The organism is Leisingera sp. UBA4491 (genome assembly GCF_002388965.1).
Lineage (GTDB): Bacteria > Pseudomonadota > Alphaproteobacteria > Rhodobacterales > Rhodobacteraceae > Leisingera > Leisingera aquaemixtae.
This window is the reverse complement of the sequence record NZ_DGNN01000017.1, coordinates 194,990-212,782: the sequence shown is the minus strand read 5'-3', so window position 1 is coordinate 212,782 and position 17,793 is coordinate 194,990. Positions and strand designations below refer to the sequence as shown.

General features: G+C 64.5%; 19 protein-coding genes. 6 read left to right on the top strand and 13 right to left on the bottom strand.

Annotated features, from left to right (window positions below; all coding sequences use genetic code 11):
* Positions 1–17 precede the first annotated feature (17 nt).
* The 13 genes from B2P87_RS10260 to B2P87_RS10200 form a co-directional block, all read right to left on the bottom strand.
* Entirely contained in the window at positions 18–1,961 is a 1,944-nt protein-coding gene (locus B2P87_RS10260; protein ID WP_141891367.1) for a sensor histidine kinase, read from the bottom strand.
* Between the two features lie 24 nt (positions 1,962–1,985).
* The gene (locus tag B2P87_RS10255) at positions 1,986–3,344 is read right to left on the bottom strand and encodes a sigma-54-dependent transcriptional regulator (protein ID WP_141891366.1); all 1,359 of its coding nucleotides are present in this window, start codon (positions 3,342–3,344) and stop codon (positions 1,986–1,988) included.
* A 232-nt stretch (positions 3,345–3,576) separates the two neighbouring features.
* The gene (locus tag B2P87_RS10250) at positions 3,577–3,957 is read right to left on the bottom strand and encodes a DMT family transporter (RefSeq protein ID WP_008557863.1); all 381 of its coding nucleotides are present in this window, start codon (positions 3,955–3,957) and stop codon (positions 3,577–3,579) included.
* A 45-nt stretch (positions 3,958–4,002) separates the two neighbouring features.
* Complete coding sequence (locus B2P87_RS10245; RefSeq protein ID WP_058285568.1) at positions 4,003–4,323, bottom strand: DMT family transporter; 321 nt, start codon at positions 4,321–4,323, stop codon at positions 4,003–4,005.
* A gap of 217 nt (positions 4,324–4,540) precedes the next feature.
* On the bottom strand, positions 4,541–4,960 hold the full coding sequence (locus tag B2P87_RS10240; RefSeq protein WP_141891365.1) for a MarR family winged helix-turn-helix transcriptional regulator: 420 nt from the start codon (positions 4,958–4,960) through the stop codon (positions 4,541–4,543).
* 95 nt (positions 4,961–5,055) lie between these two features.
* Complete coding sequence (locus B2P87_RS10235) at positions 5,056–5,856, bottom strand: maleate cis-trans isomerase family protein (protein ID WP_141891364.1); 801 nt, start codon at positions 5,854–5,856, stop codon at positions 5,056–5,058.
* On the bottom strand, positions 5,853–6,347 hold the full coding sequence (locus B2P87_RS10230; RefSeq protein ID WP_141891363.1) for a nucleoside deaminase: 495 nt from the start codon (positions 6,345–6,347) through the stop codon (positions 5,853–5,855). The genes B2P87_RS10235 and B2P87_RS10230 overlap by 4 nt, the downstream gene beginning before the upstream one ends.
* Complete coding sequence (locus tag B2P87_RS10225; protein ID WP_141891362.1) at positions 6,344–6,943, bottom strand: DsbA family oxidoreductase; 600 nt, start codon at positions 6,941–6,943, stop codon at positions 6,344–6,346. Before B2P87_RS10225 ends, B2P87_RS10230 begins: the two co-directional genes overlap by 4 nt.
* Before the next feature lie 39 nt (positions 6,944–6,982).
* Positions 6,983–7,648 (bottom strand): transglutaminase-like domain-containing protein, encoded by a 666-nt coding sequence (locus tag B2P87_RS10220; protein ID WP_058285563.1) that lies wholly within the window; start codon positions 7,646–7,648, stop codon positions 6,983–6,985.
* Positions 7,645–8,778 carry an acyl-CoA dehydrogenase family protein gene (locus tag B2P87_RS10215; RefSeq protein WP_082649488.1) on the bottom strand — a complete coding sequence of 378 codons (1,134 nt, stop codon included), beginning with the start codon at positions 8,776–8,778 and terminating at the stop codon, positions 7,645–7,647. Before B2P87_RS10215 ends, B2P87_RS10220 begins: the two co-directional genes overlap by 4 nt.
* Positions 8,779–8,794: 16 nt before the next feature.
* Positions 8,795–9,172 carry an ectoine synthase gene (locus B2P87_RS10210; RefSeq protein WP_058285561.1) on the bottom strand — a complete coding sequence of 126 codons (378 nt, stop codon included), beginning with the start codon at positions 9,170–9,172 and terminating at the stop codon, positions 8,795–8,797.
* A gap of 49 nt (positions 9,173–9,221) precedes the next feature.
* Entirely contained in the window at positions 9,222–9,479 is a 258-nt protein-coding gene (locus tag B2P87_RS10205; RefSeq protein ID WP_141891360.1) for an acyl carrier protein, read from the bottom strand.
* Entirely contained in the window at positions 9,476–10,945 is a 1,470-nt protein-coding gene (locus tag B2P87_RS10200) for an AMP-binding protein (RefSeq protein WP_141891359.1), read from the bottom strand. The genes B2P87_RS10205 and B2P87_RS10200 overlap by 4 nt, the downstream gene beginning before the upstream one ends.
* A 1,277-nt stretch (positions 10,946–12,222) precedes the next feature.
* Here B2P87_RS10200 and B2P87_RS10195 point away from each other — a divergent pair.
* The 6 genes from B2P87_RS10195 to B2P87_RS10170 are packed head-to-tail and all read left to right on the top strand — an operon-like array spanning position 12,223 to position 17,763.
* A complete protein-coding gene (locus B2P87_RS10195; RefSeq protein WP_141891357.1) occupies positions 12,223–12,447 on the top strand; it encodes a hypothetical protein in 225 nt (74 codons plus the stop codon).
* The gene (locus tag B2P87_RS10190; RefSeq protein ID WP_141891356.1) at positions 12,447–13,907 is read left to right on the top strand and encodes a TolC family protein; all 1,461 of its coding nucleotides are present in this window, start codon (positions 12,447–12,449) and stop codon (positions 13,905–13,907) included. Before B2P87_RS10195 ends, B2P87_RS10190 begins: the two co-directional genes overlap by 1 nt.
* Before the next feature lie 14 nt (positions 13,908–13,921).
* Positions 13,922–15,280, top strand: coding sequence for a multicopper oxidase family protein (locus tag B2P87_RS10185; protein ID WP_141891355.1), 1,359 nt, complete (start codon positions 13,922–13,924; stop codon positions 15,278–15,280).
* A gap of 37 nt (positions 15,281–15,317) precedes the next feature.
* Positions 15,318–16,001, top strand: a complete 684-nt coding sequence (locus tag B2P87_RS10180) for a copper-binding protein (protein WP_141891354.1) — start codon at positions 15,318–15,320, stop codon at positions 15,999–16,001.
* A 56-nt stretch (positions 16,002–16,057) separates the two neighbouring features.
* A complete protein-coding gene (locus tag B2P87_RS10175) occupies positions 16,058–17,326 on the top strand; it encodes an ABC transporter ATP-binding protein (RefSeq protein ID WP_244940737.1) in 1,269 nt (422 codons plus the stop codon).
* Positions 17,323–17,763, top strand: coding sequence for a c-type cytochrome (locus B2P87_RS10170; protein ID WP_141891353.1), 441 nt, complete (start codon positions 17,323–17,325; stop codon positions 17,761–17,763). Before B2P87_RS10175 ends, B2P87_RS10170 begins: the two co-directional genes overlap by 4 nt.
* Positions 17,764–17,793: the final 30 nt, after the last annotated feature.

Here is a 17,793-nt window from a genome sequence, read left to right as displayed (position 1 = left end):
GCGCCAATTTGTCCGGATCAGGCGGCGGCTGGCGAGGGCAGAAAAATTTCGAACCGGGTGCCCTGTCCGGGTTCTGACTGCACGGTGATGCGCCCGCCGGCGCGACTCACCAGCTGGTGGCTGATCGACAAGCCCAGCCCGGTGCCCTGCGCCTGCTTGGTGGTGAAGAATGGATCGAAGATGCGGTTCAACAGGTCCGCGGGGATGCCGGTGCCGGTATCCTCGGCGGCCAGCAGCACGCCGTCCGGGGTATCCTCAGCGGTCAGGGTGAGGCGGCCGCCGCCGGGCATCGCCTGCACGGCATTCAGAATGAGATTGACGATCACCTGCTGCAATTCCGTGCGCGATATCCTGACTTGGCCTGTGCTGGCCAGATGCGCCTCTGCCTCGATCCCCGTGGCCTCGATCTGATGGCGGGTGAGAACCAGGCAGTCTGCCACAACTTCGGCCGGGGAAATCAGGCCTGCGGCGCCGGAGTATTCCTCGGGCCGGGCGAATTGCAGCAGCTTGGAGACAATCACGCCGATGCGGTAGACCTGATCGTCGATCAGCCGGAACTCCTCCTCGACCGGCTCCGCATGGCGGCCCAGAACAGTGCGGGCCAAGTCCAGGTTGCCCTGGATTACCGCCACCGGGTTGTTGATCTCATGCGCGACCGAGGCCGTGATCTCGCCCACCGCGGCGAGCTTCTCGGAGACAATCAGCCGCTCGGTGGTCCGTTCCAGCCGCCGGGTTGCCTCGCGAAGGTCGGCGGTGCGCTCCTCGACCTTGGCCTCCAGGCTTTCGCCCCAGCCGCGCAACTGCCGGTCGCGCTCCTGCAGCTGGTCCAGCAGGCTGTCCAGATGCGCCGCCACCCGGGCAATCTCGCCGCCGTCCTGCTGGGGCTGGTTGCGGGCGGCCAGATCGCCCTGCTCGACCCGGGCGATGGTCTGGGTCATGCCCTCAAGCGGACGGAAGATGCGCCCGGCCCATTGCAGGAAAATCGGCACCGACATTGCTGCAATCAGCAGGAATGCCCCGCCGAGCGTCAGCACCGTGCTGCGCTTGGCCTGGCGGAACGGGGTTTCCAGAAAGCCGACATAGAGCATTCCGGCCCGGTTGCCGCGGCTGTCGAGGATTGGCTCGTAGGCGGAGATGTACCAGTCGTTCACGACAAAGGCCCGGTCCAGCCAGACGTCGCCGCGCCCCAGCACCTGGCCGCGCACCTCTGCCGAGACCCGGGTGCCAAGCGCGCGCACGTTTTCAAACAGCCGCACATTGGTGGAGATCCGCACGTCCTCCAGAAACAGCGTGGCGGTGCCCTGGCTGCCCTCCGGCAGGCTTTGCTCGCGGTAGACCAGCGCGTTGATGGTGTCGATGAAGTCCAGGTTGCGGTTTAAGAGCCGCCCGCCCGCCAGCACCGCCGTCTGGCCGTTTGGCAGGGCCACCGGTGCGGCAGAGTGGATGATCATGCCGCGGGTCTCGGCGGTGCGGTCGGTGGGCAGTGCAGCTTCGGTCGCCACCAGCGGGATGGCGGCGCGGGCGGCAAGGCCGGGGGCCAGCGCGTCCAGCTGGGCGGCGTCCAGAATGTCGACCGCGCTTTGCCATTGGCCCTGCAGCGCGCCGCGCAGGACGGGCCAGTCCGCGGGTGAGAACCCGGCCCGGCCCTCAGGGCCGGCCAGATAGAGGAAATCAAGACCGAGCCGGGCCTGTTCCTGTGCCAGGAAATCCGCGGTGCTGCCCGCCGTAAGCGCGCTGCGGAAGCGGACCGATTGCGCCACCGCGTCCAGCAGCTCGCCCGAGGTGGCGGTCAGCCTGGCCAGATACTGGTCGGCAATGGTCAGATCGCCGTTCACCTTGCTGATCAGAAGGCCGTCGGTCTTTTCCGACCAGCGCCAGGTGGCAAGGCCCAGCAGCAAGGGCATCAGCACCAGCATCGGCAGCAGCGCGATCAGCAGCAGCCGGACCCGGACCGACCGCATCAAGGAGCGCAGCCTTGGCACCGGCTATAGCCCCCAAGCCGCGCATTTGCGGTCAATGGTCTTGCGCGAGACCCCCAGACGCCGCGCCGCTTCGCTGCGGTTGCCGCCGGCGGCCTCCAGTGCGTGCAGGATCTCGCGGCGCTCCACCTCTTCCAGCGGCAGGATGTCAGCCGCCGGACGGGGCGGGGCCAGCGTGTCGAGGGAGAAGCTGCCGAAGATCAGCGAGCGCTCGATAAAGTTGCGCAGCTCGCGGATATTGCCGGGCCAGTCGTGGCGCAGCAGGGCGGATTTGACGCTTGCGGACAACTCCAGCGGCGGCAGTTGCAGCTGGGCAGAGATTTCGTCGAGGAACAGCCCGGCAAGCTCAACAATGTCGGTGCCGCGCTCGCGCAACGGCGGCATTGCCACGTCGATCACGTTGATGCGGAACAGAAGATCCTCACGGAAATGTCCCGCGGCCACCGCCTCCGGCAGCGCGCGGCTGGAGCTCATCACGAAGCGGACATCGAGCTGAACCGTCCGTTCTGTGCCGATCGGCCGGATGCGGCCATCCTCCAGCACCCTTAGCAGCGCGTTCTGCGCCGAGGGGGTGAGTTCGCCGATCTCATCAAGGAAGACGGTGCCGCCCTGCGCCGAGGCCAGCAGGCCTTCGCGGCCCGCGGGCGCGCCGGGGAAAGCACCGGGGGCGTGGCCGAACAGCTCGTATTCTATGACATCCGCCGGTATGGCGCCGCATTGGACCGGCACGAAAGGCGCTCCGGCGCGGCTGGAGCGGGCGTGCAGATGGCGTGCGGCGACCTCCTTGCCGGTGCCGGAGGCGCCGGTGATCAGCACCGGGGTGGAGACCTGTGCCACCCGGTCGAGCAGGGCGCGCACCTGGCTGATGGCGGGCGATGCGCCGACCAGCTCGCGGCGGCGCCGGCGCCCGACGCCAGTGCTTTCCAGCTCCCGCCGCAGCAGCATGTTCTCGCGCTTCAGCCGGGCGGTCTCGATGCAACGGCGCAGGGCATTGAGGATCTGGTTGGAGCGGAAAGGCTTCAGAACGAAATCCGACGCACCGGCCCGCAGAGCGTCAATCGCCGTTTGCAGGTCGGCGTAGGCGGTGATCAGGATGGTATCGGTGAAGCCGCCTTCGCGCCGCTGCTCCTCCAGCCAGTCCAGGCCTTTCTGGCCGGGCATGATGTTGTCGAGGATCATCACGTCATATTGCCGGGTATTGAGCAGCGCGGCGGCGGCTTCGGTGTTTTCGGCCTCATCCGCCAGCTGGCACAGCGGCCGCAGGGTTTTCACCAGGAAATTGCGCATGCCCGGCTCATCGTCCACGATGAGAATACTTGCTTGCCCGAGCGGGTCGGCCAGCCTTGCCATGTCTGTATTTGTCATACCTGCCGCTCTTCCATGGGCGCGGTATTGGACTATTGTCGCTTTCCGGTGCTTTGTCGAGAGACCAGGGCCTGCGTGTTTCGCAGCGCGGATGCGCCGGTCAGAACATCAGCAATTGATCTGCCATCCGGTGCCGCCGGCAAAAACGCCCGGGCCTTTCTGGGCGCGCGGGCGTTGGCCAAGCCGGATCCGGCTGGAGCTGAGGCACTCCCTTATGCCGGAGCGCGCTGGTCTATTTGAGTTTGGGGCTGTCTGCCAGTTTCAGCCAGACCACCCCCGCGATGATAACCGCCAGCCAGCATGATTGCGCCAGGGTCAAGGGCTGGTCCAGCAGCACGGCGCCCAGCACCGCGGCGCCGATCGAGCCGATCCCGGCCCAGACGGCGTAGCCGATGCCGACGTCGATTGTCTTCAGTGCGACGCTTAGGAAATAGAGCGTCAGCAAGAAGAACACGATGGCCGAGACCGACCAGGTCAGCACGGTGAAGGCCTGGCTGCCGCCGACGCTCAGGGCGTAGCCGACCTCGAAAGCCCCGGCCAGCAGCAGTGCGCCCCAGGCGCCCTTGTTGCCGGTCTCTGCCGCGGGGAACGCAGAAGTTTGTGTGTCAGTCATGATTTTTTCCTTTGAATCTGTTCAGGAAATTGAAGGGTATTCGGGTCACGCGGCGCCGCTCATCCGCAGGCCGACAACACCGCCGATGACAATCAGGATGCCGACACCCTTGGAGAAGCTCAGGCGCTGGTTGAAGAACATCGCGCCGAGCGCGACGATCCCGACCCCGGCCAGCGCGGTCCACATCGAGTAGCCGACGCCCACGTCAAAGGTCAGCAGGGCGAGGCTGAGGAAGATGGTTGCGACCACGCCGCTGACAAGCGTGATCGTGGTCCATTTGACGTTCTTGAAACCTTCTGATTTTCCGGCGGCGATGGCCACGGTGATTTCAAAGACGACTGCGATCATCAGATAAACCCAGTGCATAACTGTTCCTTTCGGGTTGTCCCCCTGCGCGCGGGGCGGGGGCAATTTTGGGTGGGCCCGTCCGTGGAAATGGAGGGCGGAATATATTTACTTGCACATGCAACATAATGAGGGACGGCAGCGCGTGTCAATAAGCTTATTTGTGCATGCACCTAATTTGGAGAGACTGCCACTTCGGTTGGACACCGGCGGAGGAAGCCCTCCGCCGGATGTTTCATCAGGCTTCGGTCAAGACGCAAAGAGCGCGGGCAGCCTCCCGGGCTTCTTTTTGCTCAAAGGTCTTATTCAGCACGCGCTCCAGGCAGTCCTGGAATACCGGGGCGGCTTCCTCGATGTATTTCTTGCCATGCTCGTTCAGGACGCAGTACTTGCCTCGTTTGTCGGAGGGGCAGCTGTCGCGGAACACAAACCCCCGCTTTTCCAGCCGCTCGACCACCCGGGTGGTCGAGCTTTGGGTCAGCATCAGAAATTCCGCCAGTTCCTGCATCCGAAGCTCCAGGTCAGGTTGTTCTGACAGATGTTTCAGGGTCCGGAATTCGCTGAGGCCAAGGTCGCTGGTCCTGCGCAGCTCTTCCGTGAGCTGGTTTTCGATCCCGTAGAACAAGGCCGTTATCTGATCCCAAACATCTAGCTTCATTGCGTGGCTCCTTCGTCCTGCTCATGGCGCGCAGTACACGTTTGCTTTTGCAAGCAAGGATATTGCTTCTGCGCGCCACTTGCCAGACTTTGAAGTCACACAGGCGTTACATTCTTAGAAAAAAGTGTCCCGTATCCCTCAACAGACGGCTGAACACCGGCTGCCTGCAGGGCGCCCCAGAACAAAACCTGGTTTGCGGTCAGCATTTTGAGGCCCAGCTGGCTTTCGACGGCATCAATGACGCCAATCGCCCGCTGCCCGTTGCCGCCGACAAAAACGGCGTCAGCGCCGGAAGGGGCCACCGTGGTCTTGATCCAGTCGTAAAGCGCGGGCGGGGAGACGTATTTCTGACCGCTTTTCAGGCCGCAGGGCGCGTGGTGAACCACGTCAAAGCCGGCTGCCTCGAAATAGCGCGCGCCAAGGGCATCGAGGTCTTCGTCAAACCAGGCCGGGTTCACGATGGCCAGCCGCTTGATACCGAGGCTGCGCAGGGCGGTTTCGGCGGCAAGACAGGTGGTGACGACCGGAATCCCTCTCAGGCGGGGGCGCAGGCGCTCCACCAGCGCGCGCTCCCCCTCCGGGCCGTGCTTGTAGGCGGAACTTGTGAACGCCAGACCCAGGGCCGTCAGCGGCGACTCGCAGAGAGAGGCGGCAATGTCGTCGATGTAGGGCGGCTGGGTGAAGCTCTCCACCGGATCATGGGGGATTTTCGGATCCATCTCGCCGCCGGCCCGCATGGCGCTGAAATTGATGCGGGCGCCGTGGACAGAGACCTGGGTGCCGCCAAGCGCGGCGCATTCGGCCTCCGGGCCCACGTCCGCATGCGGCACCACCAGTCCGAGACGCGCGGTGGCCGACCATCCGTCGGGGCGGAAAATCTTGTCTTGAATTGTCATTTTTCAACTCTCCTGAACTGAGGGGATTGGTTTTCAAAAGGGGTATGGGCGCCGGGCACCGCCAGATGGCGGGCCGGCAGGGGGAAATGCTCGGGGAAGCCGGACAGCAGCCGGTAGGATGTGCCGTAGCCGTAGCCGTAGCGGGCCGCCTCGCTGGCGCTGACCGCATAGAGGACTTCGGACACGCCAGCGAATAACGCCGCCATGTAGCACAGCGCGCAAGGCTCGCCGGAGGCCAGCAGGACGGTGCCCGCAAGGTTGGTGCGGCCGTGCCGTGCGCAGGCATCGCGGATCGCGCAGACCTCCGCATGGGCAGTGGGGTCGTGATCCTCCAGGACCGTGTTGACACCAGAACCCAGCACCCGGCCGTCCGGGGTGACCACCTGGGCCGAAAAGGGCACGCCGCCTTCCGCCACCCGGGCTGCGGACAATGCGACGACATCTTGCATCAGCCGGTCGGCGAGCTCCGGTGCGAGAATGCCGCCGTTCATGCCTGTTCCTCCGCGGCAAGAGATTGCAGGGCGTTGCGCAGGCCCTCGGCCGTGGGCATCCCTTCGATGCGGGTGGTGCCGATCACGATGGTGGGCACCGCCTTGATCTGCTGCGCTTCGGCTTCGCGCAGGGCTTCGGCGTGGCGGGCGCGATACCGCCCGTCCTGCAGCGCCTGGCGCAGCGCGGCGCCATCCAGCCCGGCCGCTTCGGCCAGCGCGGCCAAGACCCCGATGTCGCCGATGTCGCGATCCTCCGCGAAGAAGGCGTTGAAGACCGCAAGCGTGTATTCATGGCCGCGGCCGTGGTCGCTGGCGAAGGCGAAACCTTCAAAGGCGAGGGCGCTGCGCGGCTGCGGGGAAACCGTGGGCAGGGTGATCTTCTGACCCAGCCGTTCGGCAAGAGGGTAGACCGAGCGCTGCCAAACCGCAGGCAGATAGGGGTCTTCCGGGCGCAGGGTCGGGACCGGATCGGGGCGCAGTTCAAACGGATGCCAGACGATCTCTGCCGCTTCTGCTGCGGCGGCGTCGCGGATCAGAGGCTCCGCCAGCAGGCAGTAGGGGCAGACGAAATCTGAATAGACGTGGATTTGTTTCACGGGTTCGTTTTCCTGAGTGAGAGAGGGCTGAGGCCGGCGCTAAAGCGCCGCTATCTCGCGTTCACGGGGCACGCGCAGGCTGGCAGGCACCATCAAGGGGTGGTGGCTGGCAACATGCTGCACCAGCTGTTCTGCCGTTGGCGCTTCGAACAGCACCGGCGTGTCAAGATACTGCATCTCCTGGCCTGCCACGTGGCCTTGGACGAAAGCGTCGCCGGTGCCGTCAAATTCCAGCGGCGGAATGCGGTAGATCCGGCACAGAAGCCGGTTGAACACCGGCGCGGCCTTGATCCACCTTCCCTGAAGCCAGACCTGGTTGAACCAGTGCAGGAACACATCTCCGCCCACCAGCTTGGTCAGGTTCGGAGAGGAGATATGATTGCGCACGCGCGCCGCTGCTATCCGGCAGGGGATGCCTTGCGAGCGGCACAGCGCCGCAAACAAGATGGCCTTGTGCAGACAGAACCCGCGCCGCGCCTTGAGGATCGAACTGGCCTTCAAGTCGGTTTCCGACAGCCCGGTGCCGAAGACCTCGTACGAAATTCCATCCCGCACGGCGTAGTAGAAGGCGACCGCCTTGGCTGTGTCATCCTCCGCGCCGTCCGCCAGCGCCCGTTCCGCGGCTGCGCGCACCTCCGGGTGCTGGAGGTCGAGCACGCCGGTGGCGGCGAGGGCGGCGCGCTGCTCCGGCGCCAGGCCGTTCATGATCCAACCCCCATCATTGCGGCGATGCGCCCGCGCTGGATATCGTTGGTGCCCGAATAGATCGGCGCGGCCAGGGCATCCGCGACGCCTTCGCCGAGGCCCGTCTCCTCAAGGTAGCCAACCCCGCCGTGCAGGTGGACCGCATCAATGGCATTGGCCAGCAGCGCCTCGCTGACGTAGATCTTGGCGATCGCCACATCGCTGGTCACGTCCTTGTTCCGGGCCTGCCGGGCCGCGGCGGTCAGGATGCACTGCCGCGAAATCTCGTAGCGCATCTTCATATTGGCGATGCGGTGCGAAACCGCCTGAAAATCGCCGATCGGGCGGTCGAACTGCCGGCGTCTGCGCACATGGCGCACGCAGCGCGCCAGCGTGTGCTTCATCTGTCCGACATTGGCCATGAAGGAATAGAGGATCTCCTGCTTCATGACATGGCTCAGCACCATGAAACCCGCGCCTTCGCGCCCGATCAGCCGGCTGGCAGGCACCCGGCAGCCGCGCAGCTGCAGCGGCCCGTTCATGGAGGTTTTCAAGCCTACGAGGGGCTTGGCCCCGGCGACCGTCAGGCCCGGCGTGTCCCGGTCCACCAGGAAGGCGGAAACTGAGCCGGCACCGGTGCCGGCGGTTCTGGCATAGATCACAAAGACATCCGCGATGGGTCCGTTGGTGACAAAAGCCTTGTCACCGTCAAGCACATAGTCCGGACCGTCGCGGCGGGCTGTGGTGGTCATGGCCAGCGCGTCAGACCCGGCTTCCGCTTCGCTGATCGCATGGGCGCCGATGCGCCGCCCGGCCACCAGGTCCGGCAGCACTTCGGCGCGCAGCTCGGCGCTGGCGAACCTGTCGAGCGCTGTCAGGGTGCTGGCGAGGTGGGTCGCCACCGCGAAAGTGAAGCCGCCATCGCGGCATTCTTCGCCCAAACGCTCCATCGCGTGAATGATGCCGATGTTTCGCTCCGCAAAAGGTTTATCGCGGTCGCAGGCGAGCCGGAACAGACCGGTTTCGCTGAGGGCTTGCCAGCGCGGACAGTCCGGTGCGGGCGGTTCCGCACTGCTGTTCCAGGTTTGGCCAGCCTTGCCGATGGAGGCCGCAAGGGGACTGTCCCCCTTGTCAAAAGCAATATCCAACATGATGTGCAAGCCCGGTTCAGTACTGCGAATACCCGGCCGCATCGAGCTGGTGATGCTCGGTGCCGTCGAGAGGCGGGTTGAACACGCTGACCAGATGCAGGTCTTCTTCCGGATCGGCAATCAAATGATGGGCGTCATGCTGGTCCAGCACATACAGAGAGCCGGGCAGGACTTCGAGGACAGTCTGGCCGTCGGCGCTGACCACCTTGCCCTGGCCCTTGATGCAGTAACAGGCCTCCAGGTGGCGGCGGTACTGCAGCTTTGATTCAGTACCGCGGTTGACCACGGTGTGGCAGACGGTAAAGCCCATATTGTCGGCTTTGGTCAGCAGCCGCACGCTGGTGCCATTGCCCCAATTGACGGCTTCGATGCTGGAAATATCACGAAGAAACATTGCGGTAGTCCTTTTGGAAATTTGTGATGCCAGAAATTCAGGCGCGGGTTCAGGCGGGGACGCTGGTGTGGCGCGCGATGAAGCCTTCGATCTTTGCCACTGTGGCCAGATCTTCCGGTGCGATCTCAATCTCGTTGATGGGGACGCCGTAGGCTTCGCCGGTCCAGGCGACCAGGCGGACCAGCGAGAGGCTGTCGACCACGCCGTTGCGCAGCAGGTCATAGTCATCCTCAAGGTCTGAGACCGCAATGTCATCGGCCAGCAGCTCCTCGCAGATGAAGGATTTGATCGTCTGTCGCATGGTCATGCGTTTTTCTCCGGTTTGGGGGCATAAAGGCGCTGCACAGCGCCGCGGTTGATTTTGCCGGTTGAGGTCTTGGGCAGAGGCTCCTGCGTCAGCACGTAGCGGCTGGGCAGGGCGCTCTTGGGCAGGTGCAGGGCGCAGTGGGCCCGCATTTGCAGGTTGGATACGGAGGCTCCGGCGCAGGCTTCCACCACGGCAAGCAGCTGCTGCTGGCCGCTGACAATGTCGCGGTAGGGTACGGTGGCCACGTTGCGCACCGCCTCATGCAAGCGGATGACGTCTTCGACATCCAGAAGATTGGTGCGCACGCCGCGCAGCTTTACCACGTAATCTGCGCGGCCAATCAGAAGCAGGGACCCGTCCGGCTGCCGCTGCACCCGGTCTCCGGTGCGGAAATAGGTGACCAGACGTTCGTTCTCCAGCCGGGGCAGGAAGGCGTTGAGCGTCTGTTCGGGGTCGGAATAGCCGCTGGCGGCGAACGGGGTCGCAGTGAACAGCTCGCCGGTTCCCGGCTCGTCCGGGTCTTCGGTGACGTAATAGTCCGTGCCTGCGATCGGCCTGCCGATCCCCAGCTTTTCTGCCGCGGCGAAGTCTTCGGCGCCCAGCGTCAGGATGAAACTGTCGTTGGTTTCGGTGCTGCCGTAGATGTTGTGGAAGACCGCGGAGGGGAACTGCCCGGCCATCTGCCGGCGCAAGGCGCGGGGTGCCGCTTCGCCGGTCACGATGACATGGCGCGGTGAAAACCCCGGGTCAGCGCGCCGCGCAGCGCAGAGGCGCTCGTGAAACAGGGGGACTGCCTGGACAATCTCCGGCTTCGCCTCGGCGCAGAGATCCGCAAGGTATCCGGGTTCCGCCGACCGTTCGGGATCGGCGAGGATGACTTCGGCTCCCGCGTCCAGGCCCGCCCAGAGTTCCAGCAGGCTCAGATCGAAGTTGAATGGGGCGATGCTGAGGATCCTGGTGCCGGGCTGGATTGAAAAACAGCCCTGTGCCCAGTCAAAGAAAGCGTTCACCCCGGTCTTGCTGAGCACCACCACTTTGGGAACCCCGGTCGATCCTGAGGTTGTCAGGCAGAGCGGGACCTGCTCGCCGGCGGGAAGCTTCGGGGCCTGTCCGGTCTCCGCAACCCTCAGCCTTCCCGCATCCGTGAAGCTGGCAATGTGGCTGGCGCCTGAGCGGGCGATCAGCTTGTCCTTAAGCTCACCGCCAAGCCGGTCCGGCACCACGAGCGGCGTGGCGCCGCACAATCCAAGGGCGATCATAAGAGCCGTGAAGCGGGGGGTCCTCCTGCTTTCGACCAGCACGAGACTTCCGGCCGTTACACTTTCCGGAAATTGCCAAGCCAGATCCTGCGCCATGTTCCAAAGGCCGCTGTAGCTCATTTCGTTGCCAGGCCAGGAGAGAGCCGTGCGGGACGGATCCGTTTGGGCAATCGACTTCAATGAGTCCGTTAGTTGCTGTAAATACACTTAAACCTCCACCTGAATGCATGTGCAAACAATCTGTGGGTGTGAAGATGAGTAAGAGCGTGCGATTCGTCAACTTGCTTGTGCAACTAAATTTTAGCGAGGCGCGGAGTTTTGCTGAACGTCTCTGGCACAACAGTTTGGCGGAAGCCTGAAGAGGGAGCCGGTGGATGGAACCGGTGCTTCGCCGACGGAAGTATTTTACGGGCTGCACCGTGGCAAGTTGCGGAATCTTCCATAGGTTGTTTCCCGCCGATTGCCGGGGACCGTTAGCTGCCCTTTGCTCTCTCTCAGTAAACAGCACCTAGTGCGGCGGACCGAAGGGGCTTCTGGCCTGAGCCAGCGGTAGGGCCGCCGTATGGCACCTGTTTGATAGCGGCCATCTCGCACGCGTGCTAAACCGCGCGCTTTTGGCGGTGTGCTGCTGGGCACCGCCGTGACGGAGCGCGTTCTGACCTAGTCCTTGGCGGATCTGTCTCCCGTGGCACCGGCCTCTCCCAAGCGCGGGTGGCGCGGCAGATTGACGGACGCCCGCGGGCGACCAGCTTCCTGATCCAGCCGGCACTGCGAAATCAAGCGCTTCAGGGGCCGCGAATGAACCTGCGTTGCCGGCCTGTTCAGCGCCCGAATCGCCACCTCTGGTCCGCTGCGACCCTCCTGCGCGGGAGGGTTTGCGGGGCGATGCGGGCGCCCGCGATCAGCCTGGCAGAACCGGGGAAAACACCTCAGAAAACCGCAAATTTGTGCGCTGAATGCATCATTGGCGTCTTGACGCGGGCCGGTCCTGTCAGGAGAAATACCCGCATGGCGTTTCTGGCACATATCTTCCGGCTGATCAGGGTGGCTGCTGCATGTGCAGTGATCCTTGTGCTGGGCTTTTCGCTGCCATCCGCCGCGCATGCCGTTGCAGGGCATCACGGCAACACGCCGTCTGTGCACAGTGGCAGCAATCATGACGGCGCTGCCGTAACCGCTGCGGCGCAAGACCTTTCCGAGGCAGGGGCGCATGAGCCCCAGGGGGCGCCGCAAAACGCCGGCGACACTGGAAACTGCTGCTCAGGCGCCTGTATGGCGGTTGCGGTGATCTCCCTGCAGCCGGGGGAAATCGCCCTCAAGCGCCCAGTGCGCTGGAGGCAAGAAGCTTCGCAGCTGCCGTCCCGGCAACAGAATTCCCTGCTGCGCCCGCCAAAAGCCTGAGACATCTGAACCGTTTCTGACGGCCGCTAATCACTCCTGCACATCCATGCAGGAGCCGCGCAGATATTTCTTAGGAAAAACACATGAAATCTCTCTTACTGGCCGGGGCAGGCGCCCTGCTGCTGGGGGCGTGCGCCAAGTCACCGGCGGCGCTGCCCGATACCGCAGCCTTGCAACGTGCTGCCGCGCCCTCCGGCCCCTACCGGTCTCTGAATTACCAGTCCCCTTTCAGGGGATTTGAAAACCACACGCCCCGCGGCCCTGTGTCCTGGCGCGGTGTCAACGAGCAGCAGCAGGAGCGCCACTGATGACAGCGAAAACTTGGCGCGTTCTTTTGGCGTCGCCCCTGGTGCTGGCCGCCTGTTCGGCGGCGGTGCCGGAGAAATACACCAGCCCGCAGGCCGGGTTTCAGGAGGTCGCCAGCCAGACAGCGGCCGCGATCGGCAAGCGTACGGCCTTTGCCCGGACACAGGCCCAGAACGAGGCGCTGGCGAAAGAAGTCCGGCAGTTGGTGCAGGGCAAGACAATCTCTGCCGATACCGCGGTGCAGGCGGCGCTTTTGAACAACAAGGGGCTGCAGGCGTCTTATGCCGCAGTCGGGCTGTCGGCGGCGGAGGCCTGGCAGCAGATGACGCCGGAGAACCCGGTGGTCGCTATCGGCCTGATGGGGATCGGCGCGCCGGAACTGGGCCTGTACCGGGCTCTGGAATCCACCATCGCTGTGAACCTGCTGGACGTGAAGACCCGCAAGCAGCGCATCGCCGTGGCTGAGACGCAGTTCCAGCAGGCGCAGCTGAACGCGGTGAACGACACGCTGGCGCTGGCCGGGCAAACCCGGCAGGCGTGGATCAACGCCGTGGCGGCCTTTGAGCGGCTGAGCTATCTGCGCCAGGCTGGCGAGACAGCAGCGGCGGGGGCAGAGCTGGCCAGCCAGCTGGGTAGGACCGGCGCGCTGAACAAGGCGAGCCAAGCGCGGGAGTTCGCCTTTAACGCGGAGCTTGCAGGGCAGGTGGCCCGCGCCCGGCTGGAGGCAAAGCTTGCCAAGGAGGAGCTGACCCGGCTGATGGGGTTGTGGGGCAGCGATGCCAATTACTATGTGCCCGATGCGCTGCCGCCGCTGCCCAAATCGCTGAGCAAAGTGCCGGCCATCGAAAAGGCGGCGCTGCAGAACCGGGTAGACCTGCAGGTGGCCAAGCTGGGGCTGGAAGCGCAGGCTCGGGCTTTTGGCCTGACAGACCGGACCCGGCTGGTCACCGACCTGGAACTGATCGCTGGGGCCGAGTCCGAGCGCGAGCGGGAGGACGGGGTGACAGACACCGAAACCCTGCCGCAGCTGGAACTGGAGTTCGCCATTCCGGTTTTCGACACCGGCAAAGCGCGGATGCGTAAGGCGGAGCTGTCCTACATGCAGGCGGCCAATGCGCTGGCGGAACGGGCGGTCACTGTCCGCTCAGAAGCCCGCAGCGCAGAGCTGGCCTATCACTCCTCTTACGAGATTGCGCGCCACTACCGCGACGTGCTGCTGCCGCTGCGCCGGACAATCGAGGAGGAAGGGCTGCTGAGTTACAACGGCATGATCACCAGCACCTTCGAACTGCTGACAGACGTGCGCGAAAAGCTGGCGGGCTCGCTGGAAGCGGCCAACGCCAAGCGCGATTTCTGGCTGGCTCAGGCAAATGTCAGCGCCGCGATCTATGGCGGCGGTGCGGAATCAGCTCCGCAGGGCGGCAGCGCCGAGATCGCTGCCGGCGGCGGCGCAGGCCATTGAAAGGATCAAATGACATGATGAACAGACGTCAAATGCTTGGAGCCGGCGCGGCGGGGGCTGCGCTGGTGTCCAGCCAGGCTTGGGGCAAGACCGCGAACATGGGCCTGCCCGAGGCCGCCAGCATGAACAGCGCGGCAACCCAGCCGCCGCTGGCCCCAACCACCGGGCCGGACTACAACCCGGTGGTCACGCTGAACGGCTGGACGCTGCCGTTCCGGATGAACAACGGGGTGAAGGAGTTCCACCTGGTCGCCGAGCCGGTCGAGCGCGAGCTGGCCGACGGCATGATCGCCCACCTCTGGGGCTACAACGGCCAGTCCACCGGCCCCACCATCGAGGCGGTGGAGGGCGACCGGGTGCGGATTTATGTGACCAACAAGCTGCCGGAGCATACCACGGTTCATTGGCACGGGCTGATCCTGCCCTCTGGCATGGACGGGGTTGCAGGCCTCAGCCATCCGGGCATCCCGCCCGGCAAGACCTTTGTTTATGAGTTCGACCTGATCAAATCCGGCACCTTCATGTACCACCCGCACGGGGATGAGATGGTGCAGATGGCGATGGGCATGATGGGGATGTTCATCGTGCATCCCAAGGACCCCGCCTTCATGCCCGTCGACCGGGATTTCCTGATCATGCTGAACGCCTTCGACATCGACCCCGGCTCCTATGTGCCGCGGGTGATGGAGATGACGGACTTCAACCTGTGGTGCTGGAACAGCCGGATCTTCCCGGACATCGACCCGCTGGTGGTCAATCAGGGCGACCGGGTGCGGGTCAGGACCGGCAACCTGACCATGACCAACCATCCGATCCACATGCACGGCTACGACTTCGAGGTCACTTGCACCGACGGCGGCTGGGTTCCGAAAAGCGCCCGCTGGCCGGAGGTGTCGATCGACATTCCCGTCGGCGCCATGCGCGCCTATGAGTTCGACGCGGTGCATCCGGGCGACTGGGCGATCCACTGCCACAAGTCGCACCACACGATGAACGCCATGGGCCACGACATTCCGACCTTCATCGGTGCCGACAAGCGCAAGCTGACCGGCCAGATCCGCAAGCTGCAGCCCGAATACATGCCAATGGGCACCGCAGGCATGGCCGATATGGGCGAGATGTCGATGCCGCTGCCCGACAACACCGTGCCGATGATGGCCGGCTGGGGGCCCTACGGGCCGCTGGAAATGGGCGGCATGTTCTCGGTCGTGAAGGTGCGCGAGGGCATCGCTGCAAACGACTACAGCGATCCCGGCTGGTACGAGAACCCGCCCGGCACCCAGGCCTATGAGTGGACCGGCGAGCTGCCGGACTTTGCCCGCGTGGGAGACGCGCAGACCCGCATTACCCCGAAACCAACCACCAAGGGCTGAGCCCTGGCTTTCTACCAAACCTGACGAGGAGACAGACATGAACAAGATCCTTTCCGCAGCGCTGATTGGCGCTTTTTTCGCCGCCCCGGCCCTGGCCGGCGGCACACACGGCGGCATGGAGGTCGGCAAACCCGGCAAGGCTGCGCAGGCGGACCGCGAGGTCGCCGTCACCATGAAGGAAACCGATGACGGTGAGATGCTGTTTGAGCCGTCCAGCTTTTCCTTTGCCAAGGATGAGACGGTGAAATTCGTGATCACCAACGCCGGCGAGCTGGAGCATGAGTTCGTGCTGGATACGGCCGAGCGCAATGTCCACCACAAGGCGATGATGGCCAAGATGGAGATGGAGCATGACGACCCGAACTCGGTGCGCCTGGAGCCGGGCGCCTCGGGGGAGGTGGTCTGGACCTTCTCCAACGCCGGCACATTTGAGTTCGCCTGCCTGATCCCCGGCCATTACGAATCCGGCATGCACGGGCCGATTGCCGTGCTTGACGGCAACGGCGGGAGCTTCACCAAGGGCACGGTCAAGAAAGTCGATGCGGCGTCTGGCAAGGTCACCATCATCCATGAGGAGCTGGTGAACCTGGAGATGCCAGCGATGACGATGGTGTTCCGGGTGGCGGATGACGCGATGCTGGACCAGCTGAAGGCCGGCGATCCCATCGAATTCGTTGCCGAGCGGATCAAGGGCAAGCTGACCCTGACCGCGCTGAAGTAAACCTGCGGCGGAAGGCGGGCCTGCCCGCCTTCCGTTCACCGATACAAGGACGGCCGATGCCGGAACTCCATTCTCTTGCGCATGACGCGGCGGCGGCGCTGGGCTTCAATTACGACAGCACGGCACCGGCCTGGCTGCACCCGATGATGCATCTGGTGCTGGTGCTGGCCCCTGCGCTGCTGGCCGTGACCCTGGCGGCCCAGGCCGTCTGGCTGCTGCGGCGGCGCCTGCAGGCGGCGCCAGCAGCCGGTGCTGCTGAGCAAGGACTGGATGGCGGCGCATGGGCAGGTCTGCCGCGCCAGATCCTGCGCACAACCGGGCGGCATCAGATGGTTCTGGTCCTGCTCAGCCTGACCGCGATGCCGATCCTTTACCTCACCCTGGAACTGCCCAAGCAGATCGTGAACCGTGTCTTCGAAAGCCAGGATATCGCAGTTCCGGTCCTGGGGTTCGAGCTCTCGCAGGTCTCGCTGCTGTTTCTGCTGTGCGGCGCCTATCTGGCGGCCATCTCGCTCAATGGCCTCAACAAATACTGGCTCAACATCAGCAAGGGCCGGGTTGCCGAGCGTTTTGTGCGCCGCCTCCGCCTTGCCGTTTACCGGCAGTGGCGGCGGGACCGGCCCGAACGGCGCAAGCCTGCCGTCATGCCGGTTCTGGGCCCCGAGGTCGAGCCGGTCGGCGGCTTTGCCTCAGAACTGCTGACGGTGCCGCTGCTGCAAGGCGGGACGCTGGCGACGATCCTTCTGTTCATGTTCGTGCAGGACCCGATCCTGGCGGCGGCTGCGCTGACGGTGCTGCCGCTGCAACTGATCATTGTCCCGCGGCTGCAGCGGCGGGTGAACACAGTGTCCCGCAAACGGATCCGCGAAATGCGCATGCTGGGGGAAATCCTGGACCGGGACATGCGGGCTTCGGGGCAGGGCGCGCTGCCGGCCGCGCGCAGTTTCCGGCAGTTGCAGGACCTGCGCCTGCAGATCCACCGCCTCAAATTTCTGGCCAAGGCGATCAATAACTTCCTGACCGCGCTGACGCCGTTCCTGTTCTACTCCCTGGGTGGCTATTTCGTGCTGCAGGAGCGGGTTTCGCTGGGTGCGCTTGTGGCAATGCTGTCGGCGCACAAGGAATTCTCCTCGCCGCTGAAGGATCTGTTCCGGTTTTACCAGCAAAGCGAAGACGTGCGGATCCGCTACCAAGAGATCCGCGCCTTTGCCGCGCCCGCGGGCGCGGCAGCTGGATTTGCGCAAGCTGCGGGCCGTCCCTGCTACACCCCGGCCCCTGCCCATTGCGGCACGTCATTCACCCACCAAAGAAAGACTCCCTTATGAGAAAGATCTTTGCCATCACAGCCGCCGCTGCCGTGGCAGCCGCCGCGGTCTATTTCGTCTACAGCAGCGCAGGCGGAGACGATGCAACCTCGCAGCGCGCCGTGCTGGAGCCCGGCGCGCCGCTGACCGCGGTTCAGCTGCCGCCGGAGTTGAGTGATACTGCCATGATCGGCAAGCGCGCCTTTGACGCGGTCTGTGCCGAGTGCCACGGCGATAGCGCTGCGGGCCGCAATGGCATGGGGCCGCCGCTTGTTCACAAAATATATGAGCCCTCGCACCATGGCGATGCGGCCTTCATGATTGCGGTCCGCAACGGCGTGCGCGCGCACCACTGGAAGTTCGGCAACATGCCTGTGCAGCAGGGGCTGACCGATGCCGACGTCAAGGGCATCACCAGGTATGTGCGGGAACTGCAGCGGGCCAATGGGATTGACTAGATCCGATGCGGCCTGTGCCCGGGCTGTGCC

Bases quoted from the DNA above. Each gene is read 5' to 3' on its own strand.
- B2P87_RS10220 (WP_058285563.1), bottom strand. From the start codon at position 7,648: ATGAACGGCCTGGCGCCGGAGCAGCGCGCCGCCCTCGCCGCCACCGGC.
- B2P87_RS10210 (WP_058285561.1), bottom strand. From the start codon at position 9,172: ATGTTTCTTCGTGATATTTCCAGCATCGAAGCCGTCAATTGGGGCAAT.
- B2P87_RS10180 (WP_141891354.1), top strand. From the start codon at position 15,318: ATGAACAAGATCCTTTCCGCAGCGCTGATTGGCGCTTTTTTCGCCGCC.
- B2P87_RS10250 (WP_008557863.1), bottom strand. From the start codon at position 3,957: ATGACTGACACACAAACTTCTGCGTTCCCCGCGGCAGAGACCGGCAAC.
- B2P87_RS10235 (WP_141891364.1), bottom strand. From the start codon at position 5,856: ATGACAATTCAAGACAAGATTTTCCGCCCCGACGGATGGTCGGCCACC.
- B2P87_RS10245 (WP_058285568.1), bottom strand. From the start codon at position 4,323: ATGCACTGGGTTTATCTGATGATCGCAGTCGTCTTTGAAATCACCGTG.
- B2P87_RS10185 (WP_141891355.1), top strand. From the start codon at position 13,922: ATGATGAACAGACGTCAAATGCTTGGAGCCGGCGCGGCGGGGGCTGCG.
- B2P87_RS10195 (WP_141891357.1), top strand. From the start codon at position 12,223: ATGAAATCTCTCTTACTGGCCGGGGCAGGCGCCCTGCTGCTGGGGGCG.
- B2P87_RS10255 (WP_141891366.1), bottom strand. From the start codon at position 3,344: ATGACAAATACAGACATGGCAAGGCTGGCCGACCCGCTCGGGCAAGCA.
- B2P87_RS10260 (WP_141891367.1), bottom strand. From the start codon at position 1,961: ATGCGGTCGGTCCGGGTCCGGCTGCTGCTGATCGCGCTGCTGCCGATG.
- B2P87_RS10230 (WP_141891363.1), bottom strand. From the start codon at position 6,347: ATGAACGGCGGCATTCTCGCACCGGAGCTCGCCGACCGGCTGATGCAA.
- B2P87_RS10175 (WP_244940737.1), top strand. From the start codon at position 16,058: ATGCCGGAACTCCATTCTCTTGCGCATGACGCGGCGGCGGCGCTGGGC.
- B2P87_RS10205 (WP_141891360.1), bottom strand. From the start codon at position 9,479: ATGACCATGCGACAGACGATCAAATCCTTCATCTGCGAGGAGCTGCTG.
- B2P87_RS10215 (WP_082649488.1), bottom strand. From the start codon at position 8,778: ATGTTGGATATTGCTTTTGACAAGGGGGACAGTCCCCTTGCGGCCTCC.
- B2P87_RS10240 (WP_141891365.1), bottom strand. From the start codon at position 4,960: ATGAAGCTAGATGTTTGGGATCAGATAACGGCCTTGTTCTACGGGATC.
- B2P87_RS10170 (WP_141891353.1), top strand. From the start codon at position 17,323: ATGAGAAAGATCTTTGCCATCACAGCCGCCGCTGCCGTGGCAGCCGCC.
- B2P87_RS10190 (WP_141891356.1), top strand. From the start codon at position 12,447: ATGACAGCGAAAACTTGGCGCGTTCTTTTGGCGTCGCCCCTGGTGCTG.